Annotated in this window: 19 protein-coding genes and 1 tRNA gene; 10 read left to right on the top strand and 10 right to left on the bottom strand. The window is 64.4% G+C overall.

From position 1 onward, the window contains the following. The first annotated feature begins 161 nt into the window (after positions 1-161). The 3 genes from MIC97_RS12520 to MIC97_RS12510 all read left to right on the top strand — a co-directional run bounded on the left by MIC97_RS12520 (position 162) and on the right by MIC97_RS12510 (position 1647). Positions 162-626, top strand: a complete 465-nt coding sequence (locus MIC97_RS12520; RefSeq protein ID WP_239800292.1) for a DUF6314 family protein — start codon at positions 162-164, stop codon at positions 624-626. A gap of 79 nt (positions 627-705) precedes the next feature. Beyond that, entirely contained in the window at positions 706-1155 is a 450-nt protein-coding gene (locus MIC97_RS12515) for a universal stress protein (RefSeq protein WP_183826635.1), read from the top strand. A gap of 39 nt (positions 1156-1194) precedes the next feature. Then, on the top strand, positions 1195-1647 hold the full coding sequence (locus MIC97_RS12510) for a pyridoxamine 5'-phosphate oxidase family protein (protein WP_239800291.1): 453 nt from the start codon (positions 1195-1197) through the stop codon (positions 1645-1647). Positions 1648-1651: 4 nt separating this feature from the next. Here the strand turns inward: MIC97_RS12510 and MIC97_RS12505 are convergent, their stop codons facing one another. Then, positions 1652-2542, bottom strand: coding sequence for a hydrogen peroxide-inducible genes activator (locus tag MIC97_RS12505; protein WP_239800290.1), 891 nt, complete (start codon positions 2540-2542; stop codon positions 1652-1654). Positions 2543-2748: 206 nt separating this feature from the next. On the opposite strand from MIC97_RS12505, the gene katA reads away from it, so the two are divergent. The 6 genes from katA (at position 2749) to MIC97_RS12475 (ending at position 10346) form a co-directional block, all read left to right on the top strand. After that, positions 2749-4230, top strand: coding sequence for a catalase KatA (gene katA, locus MIC97_RS12500; protein WP_239800289.1), 1482 nt, complete (start codon positions 2749-2751; stop codon positions 4228-4230). A gap of 176 nt (positions 4231-4406) precedes the next feature. Further along, positions 4407-5687: an RsmB/NOP family class I SAM-dependent RNA methyltransferase gene (locus MIC97_RS12495; RefSeq protein WP_239800288.1), complete on the top strand. Its 1281-nt coding sequence runs from the start codon at positions 4407-4409 to the stop codon at positions 5685-5687. A gap of 65 nt (positions 5688-5752) precedes the next feature. After that, complete coding sequence (locus MIC97_RS12490) at positions 5753-6205, top strand: TspO/MBR family protein (RefSeq protein ID WP_239800287.1); 453 nt, start codon at positions 5753-5755, stop codon at positions 6203-6205. A gap of 89 nt (positions 6206-6294) precedes the next feature. Beyond that, the gene (locus tag MIC97_RS12485) at positions 6295-8637 is read left to right on the top strand and encodes a Tex family protein (protein WP_239800286.1); all 2343 of its coding nucleotides are present in this window, start codon (positions 6295-6297) and stop codon (positions 8635-8637) included. Further along, positions 8612-9697, top strand: a complete 1086-nt coding sequence (gene gnd, locus MIC97_RS12480; RefSeq protein ID WP_239800285.1) for a phosphogluconate dehydrogenase (NAD(+)-dependent, decarboxylating) — start codon at positions 8612-8614, stop codon at positions 9695-9697. Before MIC97_RS12485 ends, gnd begins: the two co-directional genes overlap by 26 nt. Positions 9698-10270: 573 nt before the next feature. After that, positions 10271-10346 (top strand) — tRNA-Phe (locus MIC97_RS12475). Between the two features lie 163 nt (positions 10347-10509). Here MIC97_RS12475 and MIC97_RS12470 read toward each other — a convergent pair. The 9 genes from MIC97_RS12470 to MIC97_RS12430 form a co-directional block, all read right to left on the bottom strand. Beyond that, entirely contained in the window at positions 10510-11130 is a 621-nt protein-coding gene (locus MIC97_RS12470) for a 2,3-bisphosphoglycerate-dependent phosphoglycerate mutase (RefSeq protein WP_239800284.1), read from the bottom strand. A gap of 41 nt (positions 11131-11171) precedes the next feature. Next, the gene (gene dapB / locus MIC97_RS12465) at positions 11172-11981 is read right to left on the bottom strand and encodes a 4-hydroxy-tetrahydrodipicolinate reductase (protein ID WP_239800283.1); all 810 of its coding nucleotides are present in this window, start codon (positions 11979-11981) and stop codon (positions 11172-11174) included. Next, positions 11978-13819 carry an ABC transporter ATP-binding protein gene (locus tag MIC97_RS12460; protein ID WP_239800282.1) on the bottom strand — a complete coding sequence of 614 codons (1842 nt, stop codon included), beginning with the start codon at positions 13817-13819 and terminating at the stop codon, positions 11978-11980. The genes dapB and MIC97_RS12460 overlap by 4 nt, the downstream gene beginning before the upstream one ends. Before the next feature lie 120 nt (positions 13820-13939). Continuing rightward, a complete protein-coding gene (locus tag MIC97_RS12455) occupies positions 13940-14965 on the bottom strand; it encodes a glucokinase (RefSeq protein WP_239800281.1) in 1026 nt (341 codons plus the stop codon). 125 nt (positions 14966-15090) lie between these two features. After that, a complete protein-coding gene (gene mepA, locus MIC97_RS12450; RefSeq protein WP_239801123.1) occupies positions 15091-16095 on the bottom strand; it encodes a penicillin-insensitive murein endopeptidase in 1005 nt (334 codons plus the stop codon). A 127-nt stretch (positions 16096-16222) separates the two neighbouring features. Further along, a complete protein-coding gene (locus MIC97_RS12445) occupies positions 16223-17128 on the bottom strand; it encodes an SDR family NAD(P)-dependent oxidoreductase (RefSeq protein ID WP_239800280.1) in 906 nt (301 codons plus the stop codon). 108 nt (positions 17129-17236) lie between these two features. Further along, positions 17237-18430, bottom strand: coding sequence for a CmlA/FloR family chloramphenicol efflux MFS transporter (cml, locus tag MIC97_RS12440; protein ID WP_239800279.1), 1194 nt, complete (start codon positions 18428-18430; stop codon positions 17237-17239). A gap of 203 nt (positions 18431-18633) precedes the next feature. Then, positions 18634-19821, bottom strand: coding sequence for a tRNA epoxyqueuosine(34) reductase QueG (queG, locus tag MIC97_RS12435; RefSeq protein ID WP_239800278.1), 1188 nt, complete (start codon positions 19819-19821; stop codon positions 18634-18636). Further along, positions 19802-20494, bottom strand: coding sequence for a glutathione S-transferase family protein (locus MIC97_RS12430; protein WP_239800277.1), 693 nt, complete (start codon positions 20492-20494; stop codon positions 19802-19804). The genes queG and MIC97_RS12430 overlap by 20 nt, the downstream gene beginning before the upstream one ends. A 143-nt stretch (positions 20495-20637) precedes the next feature. Here MIC97_RS12430 and MIC97_RS12425 point away from each other — a divergent pair, with 143 nt between their 5' ends. Next, positions 20638-21576, top strand: coding sequence for an undecaprenyl-diphosphate phosphatase (locus MIC97_RS12425; RefSeq protein WP_183826592.1), 939 nt, complete (start codon positions 20638-20640; stop codon positions 21574-21576). Positions 21577-21583 lie beyond the last annotated feature (7 nt).

Genomic DNA, 21583 nt, shown 5'->3' with positions numbered 1-21583 from the left:
CATTTCCTGTCATATGGGGAATGACATTTCCTGGATGAGCGATCCAACGCATTATTTGTATCGTAACGTTCGATTTTTCCGAACGATCGCCTTACGGGAACTATTGACGGCTTCTTTTCGGGCTTGATGCGGGCCGCACTCGCCGCCATGGTGCATGTGATATGCCCTTCGAGACACTTACCCCGCACCAACCCGATCTGCCGCATGCCGCGCCTGAGGCTTTGCGGGCGAGCGCTTTCATGGGGCTTTGGCAGGTGCGGCGCAGGCTGGTCGATCATCTGGGCCAGACACACCTTGCCTTTACGGGGCAGGCGCGCATCGGTGCGGATAGCTTTACCGAGACGGGCGAGCTTCACAGCAACCGCGGCATGATGGAATCGAAACGCTTCTATCTGCTCGCCATGGACGATACGGGCGCCGATGTGCGCTTTGCGGGCGGACCGGACTTCATCCGGCTTGATCTTGCGCCCGATCAGCGTGTGGTTCATCACTGCGGCGACGACCTTTACGAAGGCCGCTTCATGTTCCGCAGCCTCGACTGCTTCATCGAGTTCTGGCGCGTTGCCGGGCCCCGCAAGCGCTATGCCAGCCTCACCCGCTACGAACGGATTCCAGCCACGCCATGAACCCGCGACAAGATGCGGCTTGTGCAGTGCGGCATAGGGTGGTTCGCTGATCGTGGAAGCAGTTCGGGGGGTTATGGCGATGTACGAGCACATTCTGATTTCCAGCGACGGCTCGGAGGCCGCGCAGGCGGGCGTCGACCACGGACTGACGCTGGCGAAGAAGCACGGCAGCAAGGTGACGGCGGTCACCGTGACGGAGCCGCTCGGCGGCCAGTTCGCCTTCGCATCGGAATTGTGGGCGCCCAGCGAAACCGAGATCGCGGCCTTCGACGAATCGCAGGCCCGCATAGCCCAGCGCATTCTTGAACCGATCCGCCGCAAGGCCGAGGCGCTCGGCATCCCGATCGAGACCGTGCATATACCGTGGCGACTGGTGGCAGGCGCGCTTTGCGAAATCGCCGAGCAGAAGGGATGCAGCCTGATCGTCATGTCTTCCCATGGCCGAACGGGCATGAACAGGGTTATGCTGGGAAGCCAGACCGCCGAGGTGGTGGCCAAAGCCAAGGTGCCCGTTCTGGTGGTGCGCTGAGGCGGGAAAATTTCGCGTCAAATTCGGGGTGAAAGGAAAATGCCTGTAATCATCACCGAAATGAACCGATCCGAATCCTTAAGTCTGCTGTCCTCACAGCGGCTCGGACGTCTGGCCTGCTGCCTTGATGGCCAGCCCTATGTGGTGCCGGTAACTTTCGCGTCCGACGGAAATTATCTTTACGGCTTCTCGCTGACCGGAAAGAAGATCGAGTGGATGCGCACCAATCCGCGCGTCTGCCTTCAGGTGGATGAATTCGCAAGCCACGGCGAATGGCGCAGCGTGATTGTCGATGGCAAGTTTGAGGAACTGCCCGACCGGATGGGCTGGAAGCACGCACGCGACCATGCGTGGTCGCTGCTCAGCCAGCACGCCAACTGGTGGGAGCCCGGCGGCCTCAAGCCCGCCGACGAAAACCCGACGCCACATGTCTTCTATCGCATCATCATCGAAAATCTGACCGGCCGCAAAAGCGTGACCGAACCAGACTGATTCGTCACGGGGCAACACAGGCTCCAACCGCCTGCGCCAGCGCCTCGATCTCATCCTCGCCCGCGCCATTGCGCCGCCATGCAAGGCCGATCTCGCGCGACGGCTGCGGCTCGGCGAAGGGCACGATGCGGATGTCATTGCGGGCCGTCTCGGCCGGCACGGCAATCTCCGGGATCAGGGTCATGCCCATACCGTGCGACACCATCTGCAGCAGCGTCGCCATAGAGGTGGCGCCGAAATTGACGAGGCTGCGCCTGCCGGCCATGCCGCACACGGCCAGCGCCTGATCGCGCAGGCAATGGCCCTCTTCCAGAAGCAGCAGGCGCCCGGTGTCGACCTGCGCTTCCGTCAGCGGCGACATCAGCACGTCACTGTCATTCGTGGCGGTCGCCATGAAGAAGCGGTCGCGAAACACCGGCCGGGTGGCGATGCCTTCATGATCGATCGGCAGGGCTGCCACCACCACATCCAGCCGGCCCTCGGCCAGATCGGTAATCAGCCGGTCGGTCACGGCCTCCTTCAGCTCAACCTCGATGGCGGGATAGGCGCTGCGCAGATGCGGCACCAGCTTCGGCACGAGATAAGGCGCGACCGTCGGAATGATGCCGATGCGGACGGGACCGTCGAGCAGGCCTCCGCCACGACGGACCGCCTGCTCGAGCCGCTCGACGCCGGCAAGCACGCCGCGCACATGTTCCAGCACTTCCTCGCCCTTGCGGGTGAGCAAAATGTTGCCCCGGTTGCGCTCGACCAGCGTGACACCGAGAAAAGCCTCCATCTCCCGGATCTGCGACGACAGCGCCGGCTGGCTGACATGAACGAGTTCGGCAGCACGGCCAAAGTGAAGGACGGATGCGAGCGCCTCGAAATAGCGCATCTGGCGGAGCGTAATCATGATAAGAAAATCCTATCGAAGATAGTTGGAAATACAATTGGAAATTATCGTGAGGGCGTGGGAAAAGTGTTGTTAGAAGAGTTCTAAACGGACGTGAGCCGGCGCACAGCCTTTTCCGGTTCGTTGTCATGGCGGTGAAGAAACCGACGATCATCGTCCGGATCGCCGCCCGATTTTCACGAAGGCAGATCGAAACAGGAGGAACCATGTCTGATCGACCCACGCTGACCACCACCGCCGGCGCACCGGTGCCCGACAACCAGAACTCGATCACCGCCGGCGAGCGCGGCGGCGTCATGCTGCAGGACTACCAGCTCATCGAGAAGCTGGCCCACCAGAACCGCGAGCGGATCCCCGAGCGCGCCGTCCACGCCAAGGGCTGGGGCGCTTTCGGCACCCTGACCATCACCGGCGACATCTCGAAATACACCAAGGCCGCGGCGCTGCAGCCGGGTGCGGTGACACCGATGCTCGCCCGGTTCTCGACCGTTGCCGGCGAGATGGGCGCGGCCGACCATGAGCGCGACGTGCGCGGTTTTGCCCTGAAGTTCTACACGCCGGAAGGCAACTGGGATCTGGTCGGCAACAACACGCCGGTGTTCTTCGTGCGCGATGCCTACAAGTTCCCGGATTTCATCCACACGCAGAAGCGCCATCCGCGCACCAACATGCGCTCCGCCACCGCCATGTGGGACTTCTGGTCGCTGTCCCCGGAAAGCCTGCATCAGGTGACAATCCTGATGTCGGACCGCGGCCTGCCGGTCGACCCCACCTTCATGAACGGCTATGGCTCGCACACCTATTCGCTGATCAACGCCGCCGGCGAGCGCGTCTGGGTGAAATTCCACTTCAAGACCCAGCAGGGCCACAGGCACCACACCAACACGGAAGCCGAGCAGATCATCGGCCGCACCCGCGAAAGCTATCAGGAAGCGCTGTTCGGCAAGATCGAGAAGGGCGACTATCCACGCTGGAAGCTGCAGGTGCAGATCATGACGGAGGAAGAGGCCGAAAGGACGTCCTACAATCCCTTCGACATCACCAAGGTGTGGCCGCATGGTGAGTTCCCGCCGATCGACGTCGGCATCATGGAACTGAACCGCAACCCGGACAATTATTTCGCCGAGATCGAGCAGGCGGCCTTCTCGCCGTCCAACATCGTGCCCGGCATTTCCTATTCGCCGGACAAGATGCTGCAGGCCCGCATCTTCTCCTATGCGGACGCCCACCGCTACCGGCTGGGCACCCACTACGAAAACATTCCGGTCAACCAGCCGAAATGCCCGGTGCATCACTACCACCGCGACGGCCAGATGAACACCTATGGCGGCATCCGCACCGGCAATCCGGACGCCTACTACGAGCCGAATTCCTTCAACGGCCCGTTCGAGGACACCTCGGCCAAGGAGCCGCCGCTGAAGATCGAGGGCGATATGGCGCGCTTCGACCATCGGGTCGGCAATGACGACTACGTGCAGGTGCGCGCCCTGTTCAACCTGTTCGACGACGGCCAGAAAAGCCGCCTGTTCAGCAACATCGCTGCCGCCATGGGCGGCGTGCCGGGCCACATCGTTGAACGCCAGCTCGGCCACTTCCACAAGGTGCATCCCGACTATGCGGCCGGTGTGCGCAAGGCCCTGAAGGAAGCCCATGGCTACGAGGCCGACACGCTGAGTGCAGCAGAATAAAACCGCACGCATTTGCAGGACAGGAGCCGCGGGGTCCCTCCCCGCGGCTCTTTCTTTGTCGCCGGCTTTTGTGGCTGGCCCTTGCGTGCGGCAAGGTTCCGGACGGCCAAAGGGTTGTGCCGCTGCATCCGGCAGCTTAGACCCTGTTTGAGCTTCACGAACGGATCGAACATCACATGCGCATGGGCGGAAGGCTGGCGGCAGCCATGGAAGTGCTGGCGGATATCGAGGGGCGGCAAAGGCCGGCCGCCGATGCGCTGCGCGACTGGGGCATTGCCCACCGCTTCGCCGGCGGCGGCGACCGGGCTGCCATCGGCAACATCGTCTATGACGCGCTGAGGCGCAGCCGCTCCGCCGCATGGCTGTTCGACAGCGGCAACCCGCGTGCGCTCGCCATCGGCGCGGTTCTGCTGGAATGGGGCGAGACGCCCGAGGGCATCAACGCCATGCTGGAGGGTGACAAATTCGCCCCCCCGCCACTGGATGAAAACGAATTGCACATCCTGCGCGAAAGACTGTCCGCCGACATGCCGCACGAAGTGCGCGCCGACTGCCCGGACTGGTGCGCACCCTTGCTGCAACAGGCTTACGGCGAAGACTGGACCGACGAAGCGGCAGCCCTTGCCCGCCGCCCGCCGCTCGACCTGCGCGCCAACCTGCTCAAAGGGGGCCGCGACGCCGTTCTCACCGCGCTTGCCGCCACGGGCGCGACCGCCACCGAAATCGCACCGCACGGCATCCGCATTGCGCCGATCGAAGGCAGCGGCCGGCATCCGAACGTGCAGTCCGGCGAGGCCTTCGCCGAAGGGCTCTTCGAGGTGCAGGACGAGGGCTCGCAGATCGTTTCCGAACTGGCGGGCGCGCGCCCCGGCATGCAGGTGCTGGACTATTGCGCGGGCGCCGGCGGCAAGTCCCTCGCCCTTTCGGCGGCCATGCGCAATCAGGGCCAGGTCTTCGCCCATGATGCGCTGAAACCCCGTCTCGCACCGATCGTGGAGCGCATGAAGCGCGCCGGCAGCCGCAACATTCAGCTGGCCGCCGGAGCAGGTGAGCTTGCCCCGCTGGAAGGGCGCATGGACATCGTGCTGGTCGACGCGCCCTGCACCGGCTCCGGTACATGGCGGCGGCGGCCGGACACCAAATGGCGGCTCACGCGCCAGCAGCTCGACCAGCGCATCGCCGAACAGGCCGAAATCCTCGACATCGCCGCCGCCTATGTGAAGCCGGGCGGCCTGCTCGCCTATGTCACCTGCTCGGTGTTCAGGCAAGAGAACGGCGAACAGGTAAAAGCGTTTCTGGGCCGCACGCCGGGTTTCACCCCGGAGGACCATGCGAAGCTGTGGAACCGGCATTTCCCCGGCCACGAGGATCGCGCCGGCGTCGGGACAGGCATTTCCCTGTCGCCGGAGCGCACCGGAACCGACGGCTTTTACTTCTGCGCCCTGCGCCGCACTTGATCGTTGCCGCCGGCGCCCCAGTTTGAGATGGCAGGCGCCATTGCCTGCCATCTCAGGGGCCGATCGTGAACAAATATCTGTCGCTTGGCGTTTTCCTCGTTGCCGTGGTCGGAATCGGCATGTTCATCGGCATCGCGACGCCGCCCGGCGACTGGTATGCAGGGCTTGCCAAGCCGTCTTTCAATCCGCCGAACTGGCTGTTCGCTCCGGTCTGGACAATCCTCTACATCCTGATCGCCATCGTCGGCTGGCGCACATGGCGGCGCGAGCCGGCCGGCATCGACATGAAGCTGTGGTTTGTCCAGATGGCCCTCAACTTCGCGTGGTCCCCAGTGTTTTTTGCCGCCCATGCGCCTGCTGCCGCGATCATCATCATCGCCCTGCTTCTCTGGACCATCGGCATCTTCATTGCCCGAACCCTGAAGTCCGACCCGCCCTCGGCCTGGATGTTCCTGCCCTATTTCGCCTGGGTGAGCTTCGCCACGCTGCTCAACGCCGCCATCCTGCGGCTGAACTGAGGGGTTTCCCATTGCGCCCCCCGGAAACGGTTCCCTCTTTTGCCGCGCATGTTCTATGTTCGCGGCCCATCAGTGATTCCGGGACAGGCATGAAGACCGACATCAAGCGCATCGCAGCGATCATTTCCGCCGAGATCAACGCACGGCCCGATCAGGCCGCCGCCGCGATCACGCTGCTGGACGACGGGGCGACCGTGCCCTTCGTCGCCCGGTACCGCAAGGAAGCGACAGGCGGGCTGGACGACACGCAATTGCGCACGCTTTCGGAGCGGCTTGCCTATCTGCGCGAGATGGATGCAAGGCGCGACACCATCCTGTCGTCCATCCGCGAGCAGGGAAAGCTGACGCCGGACCTGGAAGACAAGATCGCAGGCGCCGCCACCAAGGCCGAGCTTGAGGACATTTATCTTCCCTATAAGCCGAAGCGCCGCACCAAGGCTGAAATCGCCCGCGAGCGCGGCCTTGGCCCGCTGGCGGAAGCGATCCTTGCCGACCGCGCCGCCGTGCCGGCCGATCTGGCCGCCGCCTACATCACCGACGAGGTGGCGGACGTGAAGGCAGCACTTGAGGGCGCGCGCGACATCATCGCCGAGCAGTTTTCGGAGAACGCCGACCTCGTCGGCCGCCTGCGCGGCTACATGCACGAACGCGCCGTGCTGCGATCCCGCGTGGTGGACGGCAAGCAGGAAGAGGGTGCAAAATTCTCCGACTATTTCGATCATTTTGAGCGCTGGTCCGGCGTGCCCAGCCACCGGGCGCTCGCCATGCTGCGCGGCCGCAACGAGGAGGTGCTGTCGCTCGACATAGAAGTCGATGCCGACGACACCTCGCCGATGCGCCCCACCGTGCGCATGATCTGCGACGCATATGCCATCGGCCGCACGCTTCCGGGCGATCTCTGGCTCGCCGAAGTGGCTGGCTGGACGTGGCGCGTGAAGCTGTCGCTGCACCTGTCGCTCGACCTGATGCGCGACCTGCGTGAGCGGGCCGAGGAAGCGGCGATCCACGTCTTCGGCCGCAACCTCAAGGATCTTCTGCTGGCAGCCCCCGCCGGCTCGCGCGCGACCATGGGCCTCGATCCGGGCATCCGCACAGGTGTGAAGGTCGCCGTGGTCGATGGCACCGGCAAGGTGCTCGCCACCAGCACGGTCTATCCGTTCCAGCCGCGCAACGATCTGCGCGGCGCACAGGCGGAATTGTCGTCGCTGATCCGCAAACACGGCGTGGAGCTGATCGCCATCGGCAACGGCACCGCCAGCCGCGAAACGGAGCGGCTGGTTGCCGACATGCTGTCAGATATGCCAGCTTCCGGCACGGCATCGAAGCCCACCAAGGTCATCGTCTCGGAGGCCGGCGCTTCAGTCTATTCGGCATCGTCCACGGCGGCAGCCGAATTCCCCGATCTAGACGTGTCGCTGCGAGGCGCGGTCTCCATCGCCCGCCGCCTTCAGGACCCGCTGGCGGAACTGGTCAAGATCGAGCCGAAATCTATCGGCGTCGGCCAGTACCAGCACGATGTCGACCAGTTCCGGCTGTCAAAGACGCTGGACGCCGTGGTCGAGGATGCCGTGAACGCGGTGGGCGTCGATCTCAACACGGCGTCGGCCCCGCTGCTGGCGCGGGTGTCGGGCCTCGGCACCTCGCTGGCCGAAGCCATCGTGCTGCACCGTAATCTCAACGGGCCCTTCGCCACCCGCAAGGAACTGCTGAAGGTGGCGCGCCTCGGGCCCCGCGCCTTCGAGCAATGCGCCGGCTTCCTGCGCATTCCAGACGGTTCCGAGCCGCTCGACGCGTCTGCCGTTCACCCGGAAGCCTATGACGTCGCCAAGAAGATCGTGGCGGCCTGCGGCCGGGACGTGCGCGCGCTGATGGGCGATAGTGCTGCTCTGAAGGCGCTCGATCCGCGCGTCTTCGCAGACGAGCGCTTCGGCCTGCCGACTGTGCGCGACATCATTTCCGAACTGGAGAAACCCGGCCGCGACCCGCGACCCAGCTTCCGCACCGCGACTTTCACCGAGGGCGTCGACGACATCAAGGACCTGAAGCCCGGCATGCTTCTGGAAGGCACCGTCACCAATGTCGCGGCCTTCGGCGCCTTCGTCGACATCGGCGTGCATCAGGACGGTCTGGTGCATGTCTCGCAGCTTGCCGACCGCTTCATCAAGGATGCGCATGAAGTGGTGAAAGCGGGCGACGTGGTGAAGGTGCGCGTGGTCGAGGTGGACGTGAAGCGCAAGCGCATCGGGCTTTCCATGCGCAAGGATGGCGGAGCCCCGCAGCACGAGCGGCGTCACAATGACGATGCCCGAGACAATACGGGCCGGCGCGGCTCCCATTCCGCAGCCAAGCCAAAACCCGACCGGGCCGGTCAAGGCACACCCCAGCAGGGCGCATTCGGCGCTGCCCTTGCAGAGGCGATGCGACGCAAATAAGCAGGGGGTTCGGGAGTCAAATCTGGCCCCGGCACGGTTTCGCCGGCGGCATTGCCAAAGGATGCTGGTCATGCAGATCGGAATGATGGGCCTCGGCCGTATGGGCGGCAACATGGTGCGCAGGCTGATGCGCGCAGGTCATGAATGCGTCGTCCACGACATCGACCCCAAGAGCGTCGCGGCGCTTGCGAGCGAAGGAGCTGTCGGCGCTTCGTCCATGGAGGAGCTGGTCGCAAAGCTCGACAAGCCGCGCCACATCTGGCTGATGCTTCCGGCCGCCATCACCGGCGGCGTGGTGGAGCAGCTCGCCGCCCTCATGGAGCCCGGCGACACCATCATCGACGGCGGCAATTCCAATTACCGCGACGCGGTCGATCTTGCCGCGCGCCTCGCGGCGCAACAGATCAGCTTCGTCGATGTCGGCACCAGCGGCGGCGTGCACGGGCTGGAGCGCGGCTATTGCCTGATGATCGGCGGGCCGGACGAGGCGGTGCGCCAGCTCGATCCCGTCTTCGCCACGCTCGCCCCCGGCGGCGATGACAGCGCGCCCGGAACCGCTGCGCGCGGCTATCTGCATTGCGGCCCGAGCGGTGCCGGCCACTTCGTCAAGATGGTCCATAACGGCATCGAATACGGCATGATGGCCGCTTATGCCGAGGGCTTCAACATCCTGAAAGCCGCCAATGCCGGCAAGCAGGAACGCAGCGCAGACGCCGAGACCAGCCCGCTTTCCGAACCGCAATATTATCAGTTCGACATCGATGTCGGGCAGGTCGCGGAAGTGTGGCGTCACGGCAGCGTCATCAGCTCATGGCTGCTCGACCTGACGGCCGATGCGCTGGCCGACGATTCCGAACTGTCGCAGTTCGGCGGGCGCGTCTCGGATTCCGGCGAAGGGCGCTGGACGGTGAAGGCCGCCATCGACACCGGCGTGCCAACGCCGGTGCTGTCGTCGGCCCTCTACAGCCGCTTCGCCTCGCAGGGCCATTCGGTCTATGCCGAGAAGCTGCTTTCCGCCATGCGGCTGGCCTTCGGCGGCCATTTCGAGAAGAAGGGCTGAGGCCGCCGCCTCACCACCTCATCGGCGACACATGATGGACGGGCCTGCGCGGCCCGCCTCCCCCGTACGGGACCGGCGTAAAGCACCACGGACAGCGCGATGCCGCGCGCGGCAGATCGCGATTGCAGCCTCTGCAAACGGGGTCGTTCTGAATGAAAATCATGGAAATGCTCCTTCTGAGCAACGCAAGGCGCTGCGGGGAATGAGCCGCTTTCAGGCTTGTCCCGGTGCGAAAAGAGCGCGGCCGTCAGGATTCAGTCGCTTCGCCCCGGGCCATATGCCGTGCTTTGCCGGCAAGCCTCGTCATTCGTATGAAAGTTTCCATGCACATGGCTGAAAAGCTAACCTCCAATAGCGGCTTTTCAAGGGCCGGGAGACTGCGGCGCGGCCATTTTCTGCTTTTATTCCAGCAGGTTGGAAGTATCTCGTTGTGACACGCCATGCAGAATTCGACAGGCAGGGCGACAAAGCGAAGAAAAGAGGCAGCAAATAGCCTCAAGGCGGCTGGACAGCCGAGAATCTCGTGCTATAACCCACGCGCTCTCGCAGAGTTTTCATGCCCTGCCGAGATCGGCCCAGGTAGCTCAGTTGGTAGAGCATGCGACTGAAAATCGCAGTGTCGGCGGTTCAATTCCGTCCCTGGGCACCACTGTTCCCCTCTCAGGACATTTTCTGGACCGTCCACGACTGATGGTCGCGCCTCTTTGCGATCGCCCTCCACTCGTGACGCGCCTCACTCGCAAAAAAGAGCGACCGGCGATGTTTCAGTTTCGCCGGCCGCGCTTCGGTTCATTGCTTCAGCAAGGCTGCTTTCAGCGGTCGAGAATCTCTTTAGACGCCACGGTGGAATCGGCGTTCAGGCGGTAGATGATCGGCACGCCGGTGCCCAGTTCCACCTTCACCACCTCTTCACCCGTCAGCCCGTCCAGCGCCATGATGAGGGCGCGCAGCGAATTGCCGTGGGCGGCGACCAGAACCGTTTCGCCGCGCAGCACATGCGGCTGCATGTCGTGCAGATAGTAGGGCCAGACGCGCGCGCCGGTATCCTTCAGGCTCTCGCCGCCGGGAGGGGGAACATCGTAGGAGCGGCGCCACACATGCACCTGATCCTCGCCCCACTTGTCGCGGGCATCGTCCTTGTTGAGGCCGGCGAGATCGCCATAGTCGCGCTCGTTAAGCGCCTGATTGCGAACCGTCTCCAGATCGCTCTGGCCGACAGCGTCGAGAATGTGCTGGCACGTCTTCTGGGCGCGCTGCAGATCGGAGGTGAAGGCGATGTCGAACTTCAGCCCGCGCTCCTTCAGCTTCTGTCCGGCAGCGCGCGCCTCGCCATGGCCCTGCTCGGTCAGATCGACGTCGCGCCAGCCGGTGAACAGGTTCTTCAGGTTCCATTCGCTCTGACCATGACGCACGAGCACGAGGGTTCCGGACATGTTTGCTCCTTAACAGTTGCGTTGCCGCGAAACGGTCCGGCTCAGAGGCCGAGCACGTCGCGCATCGAATAGAGGCCGGGCTTCCTGCCGCGCGCCCACAATGCGGCCTTCACCGCACCGCGCGCGAAGATCGCCCGATCCTGCGCGTGATGGGAAAGGGTGATCGTCTCGCCATTGCCGGCGAGGATCACCGAATGATCGCCCGGCACCGAACCGCCGCGCAGCGAGGCAAAGCCGATGCTGCCGGTGTCGCGGGGACCGGTATGGCCATCGCGCACCCGCACATCGTTGCCGGAGAGCGGAATGCCGCGTCCGGCCGCAGCAGCCTCGCCCAGCAGAAGGGCCGTGCCGGAGGGCGCATCGACCTTGTGGCGATGATGCATTTCCAGAATCTCGATATCGAAATCCCCGGCAGCCAGCGCACGCGCCGCCTGTTCCACCAGCACCGCCAGCAGATTGACGCCGAGGCTCATATTGCCGGACTTCACGATGGTGGCGTGACGCGCCGCAGCTTCAATGCGGGCGTTGTCATCCGCTGAAAAGCCTGTGGTGCCGAGCACATGCACGATGCGCGCCTGCGCGGCATAGCCGGCGAATTCCACGCTGGCCGCCGGCACCGTGAAATCGAGCACGCCGTCGGCCTTCGCGAAGGCTGCCAGCGGGTCATCGCTGACTTTCACGCCGCTGGGGCCAAGGCCGGCCAGTTCGCCGATGTCCTTGCCGATCGCTTCCGAACCCGGCCGCTCGATGGCCGCAACGACGCGCGCGCCAGCGGTTTCTTGGACAGCGCGCACCAGCGCCAGCCCCATGCGGCCGGCTGCGCCGACGACGACCAGACCCATATCGCTCATATGTCGCTTCCCTTTACTTCCAGTTCGGTGCCGTCCGCTTCTGTTCCGTCCCCGACAAGACCCAGCCCGTTGTCGCCCTGATAGCGGAAGAAGCGGGCATAGACACTGCCCGGGTCAGCCATCAGGCCCTTGTGGGTGCCCTGCTCCACCACCCTGCCCTGATCGAGCACGACGATGTGGTCGGCATTCACCACGGTCGACAGCCTGTGGGCGATCACGATGGTGGTGCGGCCGCGCATCGCCTCGTTCAGCGCCTGCTGGACACGCGCTTCGGATTCATTGTCGAGTGCGGATGTCGCCTCGTCGAGCAGCAGGATCGGCGCATTGCGCACCATGGCGCGCGCGATCGACACGCGCTGGCGCTGGCCGCCGGAAAGGGTCGCGCCATTCTCGCCGATCTCTGTGTCATAGCCCTGCGGCTGCTGGCGGATGAAGTCATCGGCCGCGGCAAGCCGTGCGGCCAGCTCGATTTCCGCATCGGTGGCGTCCGGACGGCCATAGCGGATGTTGTCACGGATCGAGCCCTCGAACAGATAGGGCTGCTGCGAGACATAGGCGATCGACCGGCGCAGCGACTGCTTGGTCACGGCGGCCACGTCCTGCCCGTCGATGGTGATCGACCCGCCGTCCACATCGTAGAAGCGCTGCAGCAACGCCACCAGCGTGGACTTGCCTGCCCCCGAAGCGCCGACGATGGCCGTGGTTCTGCCCGGTGCGGCGGTGAAGCTCACCCCATGCAGCACGGGCTGCCCGGCCGCATAGGAGAACGACACGTCCTCGAAGCGGACCTCGCCCTGCCGGACCGAAAGCGTCGCCGCATCGGGCGCGTCGCCCTGCCTCGGCTCAAGGTCGAGGATTTCATAGATCATGCGCGCATTGACCAGAGCGCGCTCGACATTAACCTGCGTGCGCGCCAGCCGGCGGGCCGGATCATAGGCCAGAAGCAATGCGGTGATGAAGGCCAGCACATCGCCCGGCGGGTGATTGGTTGTGGAGGCCTTGTAGGACGCGTAGCCGATGACGCTTGCCACGGCGAAGCCGGCAAGGCTTTCGGTGATCGGCCCGAGCCGCTCGGAAACGCGGGCGATCTTGTTGTAGCGGCCTTCCGCCTGATCAACCAACTGGCCGATTCGTGCCGAAAGCTGATCCTCCATGGTGAAGGCCTTGACCACGGCGATGCCCTGAACGGCTTCCTGCATGGCGCCGATCAGATGCGAATTGATGTTGACGGATTCGCGCGTCACGCTCCTGACGCGGCGCATGATATAATTCACCGCCCACACCAGCGGCGGACCGATAATCAGGATCGAGGCCGCGAGATAGGGCTGCTGCCAGACCATCACCCCGATCAGGCCGATCAGCGTGACCAGATCGCCGGCAACGGCGCGCAGCGTCATGCTCATCAGATCGCGGATGCCGGCGACATTCTCGTTGATGCGCGCAGCCAGCCTGCCCGAGCGGGTGTCGCTGAAGAAATCGACGCCGAGCCGCATCAGATGCTGGAAGATCCGCTTCTGGTAGCGCGCCACGACATTATTGCCGATCTTCGCCAGCGTGACCGAATAGCCGTAGGTGGCCAGACCGCGGATCAGGAAGATGGCGATGATGCCGCCGCAGATCACAGGCGCCAGATCATAGCGCTGCGCCACGAAAATCTCGTCGACCAGTGGCTGCATGATCCAGGCGGCAAGGCCGGCGGTGGCGGCCGAGATCAGCAGGCAGATGACGGTGAGGGTATAGTGTCCGACATACTCACGGCCGTTCTCAGCGAAGATACGCTTCAGAACGGCGATGACTTCACCGGGCTCGGGCTTGTTGCTTTTCTTGCCGACGGTCAAAACACGATCCGCTGCGTATATCTGCGTCTGAGAACGCCGGATGGCGCCCGGCACCCTATTAGAGCTTTTGTGGGCGTTTGCCTATGGTCGGTGCTGAAAAATGGCGGGGGCATCTCCCGGTCACACCCGCCAGCGCCGCCCCTGCGTTTCGACACCGAAACCCGCTGGCGCCCGGGCGAAAGCGGCCAGCCCGGCAAGGGCGGCAAGCGGGTGGCTGACGACACAGGCGGGGATCCTGCGCATCAGTGCATTGTGGGGCGCCTTGTCCTCGAAGGCGGCGCGAAAGCTTCCGGCTTTCAGCGCGGGCACGATCTTCTGTGCAATGCCGCCACTGAGGAACACACCACCCCGTGCCTTGAACACCAGCGCCATGTCGCCGGCAACGCGCCCAAGCAGCGTGGCGAACATGTCCAGCGTTTCGGCGGCGATGGCGTCGCTTCGCGCCAGCCCGGCGGCAGTGATGTCGGAGGGGTTGGTCAGCGCAATCTGCCTGCCGTCGGCGCGCGCAATAGCCCGATAGAGATTGACCAGACCACGCCCGCACAGCACATCCTCGCCCGAGACACGACCGTCGATCGTTTCCAGATGGGGAAACACCTCGTAGTCGCGCGCCGTGCGCGGCCCCAGATCGACATGCCCGCCCTCGCCCGGCACCGGCACCCAGCCGCCAAAGGCATGGACGAGACCGGCGACACCGAGCCCCGTGCCCGGCCCCAGCACCACCCGCGCCGCACCCGGCTCGGGCTCACCGCCGCCGATTTTTTCCATGTGTTCAGGGCCGAGGGCCACGACAGCCAGTGCCTGCGCCTCGAAATCGTTGAGCAACACCACATCGTCCAGCCCCAGATCGGCCAGCATGCGCTTCGGACGGATGATCCACGGGCAGTTGGTGAGAGGAATGTCATCGCCCTCGATCGGGGCTGCGACAGCCAGAATGGCCGTGCGCGGTCGCAGCGAAGCATCCTGCAGCACCGTGGCGCGGATCGCGTCGTCGACGCTGGCAAAATCGGCCGTCCTGACGATGAAAGGCTCGCCCGCCTCTGCCGTTTCATCGCGAACGACGCAGAACCGGGCATTGGTGCCGCCTATGTCACCGATCAGCACCGGAAATGCGAAACGCATTGCCCCAGCATCTGAATCCGTCATCGCAATCCCCGGACTCTCATTCGTTGCCATGCGGTTTAGCGCATGGCCTGAAAAAGGAAAACGGGTTTTCGTCGCCGGTTAAAACGATTTAACAACGGCGATCGTGACGATTTCCAGCCTGCGTGTCAGTTGACCGGGCGTGGGAAAGGCACCGGCACGCCGATTTCGGGCGTCGGCGCAAAAGCACTCGCCGCGGCCGGCAGACCACCGGATGACGCCAGCGCCGCAATCGGATCGGCCCTCGAGATTGTCGCTGGACCACCGCCGGGATAGGTGACGGACGCCAGCGAAAGCGGATCCGGCGCCTGCAGCACGGCGAGGCAGGCCTTCGGCAGGGACGCCATGGTCATGACGTCGCGGGCCTTCGGCGCATCGGGGTTCTTGTTGGGCCGCCACGGCTCTTCCGTGAACCACCATGCCAGCGACTTGTCGCAGCCTTCGCCCGCCGCCACCGTTTCCTGACGCTTGCAATCCGGGGAACCCGGCTGGCATCCGATGCGGATGTGGAAATGATAGTCATGGCCCCAGAACGGCCGGATCTTGCGCAGCCATGTGCGGTCTCCCGTCACCGTGTCGCAGAGCTTCTTCTTGATGCCGGGATGGACGAGGATGCGCTCGACCTCCCCGTAGCTTGCGGCACGCTTCAGCAGGCGGGCATGGGCCGGCGTCCAGCGCTTTTCGATCACCCTGCGGGTTTTCGGATCGATGAGCGACACGGCCGACATGTTCTCACGCTCCTGCGGCGTCAGGCGGCGGTCCGGCATGGGCGTGAACCAAATGTCAGCATCGAGCCCGATCTGGTGCGAGGCATGGCCGGTGAGCATGGGGCCACCGCGCGGCTGCGAAACGTCGCCCAGCAAAAGCCCCGGCCAGCCATCCTGCACCGCGTCGCGCGAGAACTTCTCGATCAGCGAGATCATTGCCGGGTGGCCCCAGCGGCGATTGCGCGACAGGCGCATGGCCTGCCATGTCGGCCCATCCGTGGCGATGGCGACACCGCCGGAAAAGCAGCCCTTGGAATAGAAACCGATGGATTGGGGCTTCGTCGCAGCGGGCAACCGGTGCGAGCCGAACAGGTCCTTGGCCAGTTCCTGCGCGCCGGCCTGCTGTGGAAGTGCGGAGACGAGCATGGAAAACGCGGCAATCGCCGCAGCGCCCTTCATCATTCTCGTCCAGATTTTCCGCATGGCCTGCCTCCGGTCCGGTGCCCTGCACCGCAAATTCGCGAATCACATAATGTCGGGAACTGTGCCGCGATCAAGGCAAACGCATTTTGCTGCGCGATAAGCCTTCGCTCCAGTTGCCGTCATCCCACAGCGCGCGCAGTGCGGCCCGATAGTCCGGGAAACGGAAATCATACCCCGCCGCCCTGAGCGCCCTGTTGGAAACACGCTTGTTCTCGCCATAGAAAGATCGTGCCATCGGCGTCAGCTCGGCCTGATCGAACGGCACTTCCGGCGGAGGTTGAACGCCCATCAGGTAAGCCGCGTAGCTTACCACCTCCTGCGGCGGGGCCGGCTCATCATCGGTGACGTTGAAGATGCCGCCCCTGTCCTGTCCCGCCAGATGCGCCAGCGCGCCGGCAATGTCGGCGACATGGATGCGGTTGAAGACCTGTCCCGGCTTGACCAGACGCCGTGCCGTGCCGTCACGCAGATTGATGAAGGCGTTGCGGCCGGGGCCGTAGATGCCGGCCAGACGCAGGATCGCGATCGGGATGCCGATCGTCCGGCCAAGCTCCAGCCATTGCTGCTCGGCATCGACACGCAGGACCGAGCGGCGCGATACCGGCCGGCACGGCGTCGTCTCGTCCACCCACGCGCCGCCATGGTCGCCATAAACGCCGACCGTGGAGAGATAGCCGATCCAGCGCAGGTGCGGCATGGCGCTGGCGATCGTCGCGCGCGCGGCATTCAGCACGGGATCGCCGTCCTCGCCCGGCGCGACCGAGACGACGAGATGTGTCGTTTCCTTGAGCCGCGTGACGACTTCCGGGATCAGTTCGCCCTCGAACAGCAGCGGGCTGATGCCGCAGGAGCGCAGCAGATCGAATTTTTCGCGCGAGCGCGTCGTGCCCCAGACGGAAACGTCCGGCCCGCACAGGCCGGCGAAGGCACGGGCCGAATAGCCGGCGCCAAAGATGAAAACCTGTCCGACAGTCATGTTGCACCGGCTCCGATCGCTGATCGCCGTTGGTAGCCCTGTTGCCTGCCGCTGCGCAAGCAGCCACCCGGCCCCGCGTGATCAGGCGCGGAACCGGGCAAGGCTGGTTTAACGAGGGTGCCGCGGGAGCAACGCCAGCGCTGCAAGGGTCACGAGCGGCATGAAGGTGGCGAAACCGGCCAGCGGCCACACACTCGCTCCATCCAGAAGCACCACGAAGGCGGTGCCGATCAGGCTGACAATCAGGCTCTGGATGCAGAAATAGAGCCCGACCGCCGTTCCGGCCTGATCCCCGAAGGATTGCAGCGCTCCGTTGGCGCTGACAGACACGGTAAAGACGATCCCGACCGCAGCCACCCACATGGGCAGAATGAATGCGGCCACGGGCGAGGAGGCCCAGAACGGGCCGATGAGCAGAGCCCCCGCCGAAGTGACCAGCAGGACCATGCCGCAGGTCAGGCCGCGCGCGTTGCCCCAGCGCCCGGCCATGCGCGGCACGATCCGGGTTGCAAGGATCATGACCACGGCCACGCTGGCAAAGGCGAGGCTGAATTGCATCCGGGTGAGGCCTGCCTTGTCGATCAGCACGCGCGGTGCCGTCGAGAAGAACACGAAGAAGGTGCCCATGGCGCTGCCATAGCCAAGCGTATAGACCCAGAATGTCCTGTCGCGCAGCACATAGCCGAAGCGACCCTGCCGGGCCTGTCGCGAAGGCCGATGCGTTTCGTGCCAGCCGAATATGGCCGGCACCAAAGCCGCCATCCCCGCGACCGCCAGAAACAGGAAGATCGCCCTCCAGCCGAAAGTCACGGCTATGAGAGACCCCGCAACCGGCCCGATCGCAGGCACGAAGGCGAGGATGGCGCCGAACAGGCTGTAGATGATGCGGCCATCATCGGTATCGGCATAAACGTCGCGCACGGTGGCGAACATGGCCACCAGCGCCGCCGAAGCCCCACAGGCCTGCACGAAGCGCAGCCCCACAAAGACCCAGGCGTTTGCGGTGAATGCCAGCGCCAGCGAAGCCAGGCTGAAGACCACGGCCCCGCCGAGCAGAACCGGCCTGCGGCCGAGGCGATCGGACAAGGGGCCAAATACGATCTGCCCGGCACCCAGCATGACCATGTAAAGGCTGAGCGTGAGCTGGATGACGGCTGGACTGGTGCCAAGTGCTGTCGGCATTTCCGGAATAACCGGCAGGTAAATATCCATCGCCAGCGAGGCGAGGATGTCGAAAGGCGCCATAAGGGCGAGCGCCCACGGGAACGTGTAGCTCCACGATCTGGAAAGATTGGAAGACATGAAGGCTTATCCGCTAATCGGGTTCAATCGGCGGCGGCCTTGCTGACGCGAAGGGAGATGGTCGGGCAAAGGCCGCAACAGCAAAAGCAAGCTGTTGCGGCTTATCTGTCTGAGATTTCGACCTTGTTCATCGTAATGCCCCTGAATTGCAGACTGGTTTTTAAGCACTGGGAGCGGAAAAGTAAACGTACGCTCGCAGCGCCTCAGGAGGCATCTGCCCATGCGCCTTTGACGGGGCGCCATTCTTCACGAACCTGCGGGTCGGCTTCGACGGGCAGTCTCTCTCCTGCCAGCACAGCAAAATCTTCAGCCGAAACCAGCCGCGACAGCGCCCAGACGGCAGCGCCCCGCACCAGCGGCGAGGCATCTGCGATCAGCTCCCGCACCGCTCCGGCAAGCCCCGGCTCGCCGGAATTGCCGGCGGCGATCAGCACGTTGCGGATGAAACGGTCGCGGCCGATGCGCTTGATCGGCGACCCTGAGAAGAAGGCGCGAAAGCCGGCGTCGTCAAGCTCCAGAAGGTCTGCCAGCTTCGGCTCGCGCAGATCGGCGCGGGCCGCAAGCTTCGCCTCGGAAGCGGTCTGCGCGAACTTGTTCCAGGGGCAGGCGGCAAGGCAGTCGTCGCAGCCATAGATGCGGTTGCCCATCGCCTCGCGAAACTCCGGCGGGATCGGCCCCTTGTTCTCAATGGTGAGATAGGAAATGCAGCGGCGGGCATCGAGCCTGTAGGGCACCGGAAAGGCATTGGTCGGGCAGGCGTCCATGCAGGCGCGACAGGACCCGCAGCGGTCGGTGTCGCGCGTGTCCGGCTCCAGCTCGGCCGTGGTGAAGATGGAGCCCAGAAACAGCCAGGAACCATGGGTGCGGCTGACCAGATTGGTGTGCTTGCCCTGCCAGCCAAGCCCCGCCGCTTCGGCAAGCGGCTTTTCCATGACCGGTGCGGTGTCGACGAACACCTTCACGTCGCCGCCGGCGCGGGCGACGATCTTGCCGGCAATCTCCTTCAGCCGCCCCTTCATCACGTCGTGATAGTCGCGGTTGCGGGCGTAGACGGAGATGGCAGCCCTGTCGCGCAGCTTCAGGATGCCGCGCGGATCATGGTCCGGCCCGTAGTTCATGGCCAGAACGATGATGGAACGCACCTCCGGCCACAGCACGCTGGGGCTGGCGCGGCGTTCCAGCGTCTCGGCGATCCAGTCCATGGAGCCGTGGAAGCCGTCGGCGACGAACTGCGCCAGCCGTTCCGGGGCTTTGGGTATCGCATCCGGCGAGGTGACGGCACACAGGTCGAAGCCGGCGCGCGAGGCTTCCCTGTCGATCAGCGCCCGCAGCTTGCCGGCGCCGGAAGTGCCCGTGCGAGAAGTCCCCCGGTCAGAAATCAAGGTCCGCATAATGGGACACCGGCGCCAGACCGCGCACCCTGTCAGAAAGCAGGGGTCGGAAGGAAGGGCGCGATTTCACCCGCATGTACCAGTCGCGGGCCGCGTTCTGCTCGCGCCAGTCGATCTCGCCCAGATAATCCAGAACCGAGAAGGCGGCAGCGGCGGCGAAGTCGGCATAGGTGATGCGCGAACCCGCCAGCCAGTGGCGCGTTCCCGCCAGCCAGTTGGTGTATTTCAGGTGCTGGCGGATGTTGGCGCGGGCTGCACGGATGGCCGCCGAATCGGGCGAACCGCCGCCGGCGGCCTCCGGCATCAGCGGCTTCAGCACCCGCTCGCGCACCAGATGGCGCGTCACTTCGCTCTCGGTCTTGACCAGATACCAGTCGACCAGCCGGCGGATTTCGGCACGGTCCATGGGGTTTTCGGCAAAAAGCCGCCGTTCGCGTTTCAGGACGCCGCGCGTTTCGTCCAGATATTCGGCAATGACGGTCGCACCTATGATCGGCACATCGCCCTCGGCCAGCAGGATCGGCAATGTGCCGGCCGGATTGAGCGCGAGGAACTCCCGGCGACGCGACCATGGGTTCTCTTCGACAAGAGCCAGTTCCTCGCCATACTCGCCGAAGGCAAGTCGGACGAAGCGGCAGGCAGCGGACATCGGATGATGAAAAAGCGTCAGCATGGTCTCTTGGGTCAAAAAAGCGCACTGGCGAATCGATATCCGCGCCGGTAAGTCATGGCGGTCCAAACCAACGGACTGTCAAGCTTTGCGAGCTATAGGGTCAGAACGCCGTTCTGACAAGCAAACTGGGATCATCCACACTCATGGAAAACCAGACGATCATCGAAGCCCTTCTGCTTGGACTGCTGGAGGGCCTGACCGAGTTCATTCCGGTCTCCTCCACGGGCCATATCCTGCTTGCAGGGCACTTTCTCGGCTTCGAATCCACGGGCAAGGCCTTCGAGGTGCTGATTCAGCTTGGCGCCATCCTCGCCATATTGTCGGTCTATGCCGCCCGCTTCTGGGCATTTCTGAAGAGACCTGATCGCTTCAAGGTCATCGGAGAGGTGATCGTTGGCGTGATTGCGGCACTGATCTGGATGGGCGGCTGCGCCTTCGAGTTCGTTTCCGCCCTCGTCCGGCGCAGGCGTCCGAATCTCTTCCTGCCGCCCCAGCTTCCCGACGATCCGGCGGTGCGCATGCTTGTCGGCCTCGCCATCGGCTTTCTGCCCGCCGCCATCATCGGCGTCATGGCGCATGGCTTCATCAAGTCGGTGCTGTTCGAGACGCCGAAGCTGATCTGCGTGATGCTTATCCTGGGCGGCATCGTGCTTCTGTGGATCGACAAGCTCGATCTCAAGCCGAAATATCATGAGGTGAGCCAGTTCCCGCTGTCGCTCTATCTCAAGATCGGATTTTTCCAGTGCCTTGCCATGATCCCCGGCACCTCGCGCTCCGGCGCCACCATCGTCGGTGGCCTGCTAATGGGCGCGGACAAGCGCGCAGCTGCGGAATTCTCGTTCTTCCTCGCCATGCCGACGATGCTCGGCGCGTTCACGCTTGATCTCTACAAGAACTGGAATGCGCTTTCCGCGTCCGACCTGCACATCATCGGCGTCGGCTTCATCGCCGCCTTCTTCGCTGCCGTGATCGTGGTGCGCGGCCTGCTCGGCTATGTCAGTCGCCACGGCTACAAGCTGTTCGGCTGGTGGCGGCTGGTGGTGGGCACGGTCGGCCTCGCCGCCCTCTACATCGTCGGCTGACGGAAAC

The sequence above is a fragment of the Aquamicrobium sp. NLF2-7 genome (assembly GCF_022359935.1).
GTDB classification, from domain to species: Bacteria; Pseudomonadota; Alphaproteobacteria; order Rhizobiales; family Rhizobiaceae; genus Mesorhizobium; species Mesorhizobium lusatiense.
Note: the sequence above shows the minus strand (reverse complement) of the source record. Positions and strands in the feature narration are given on the sequence as shown.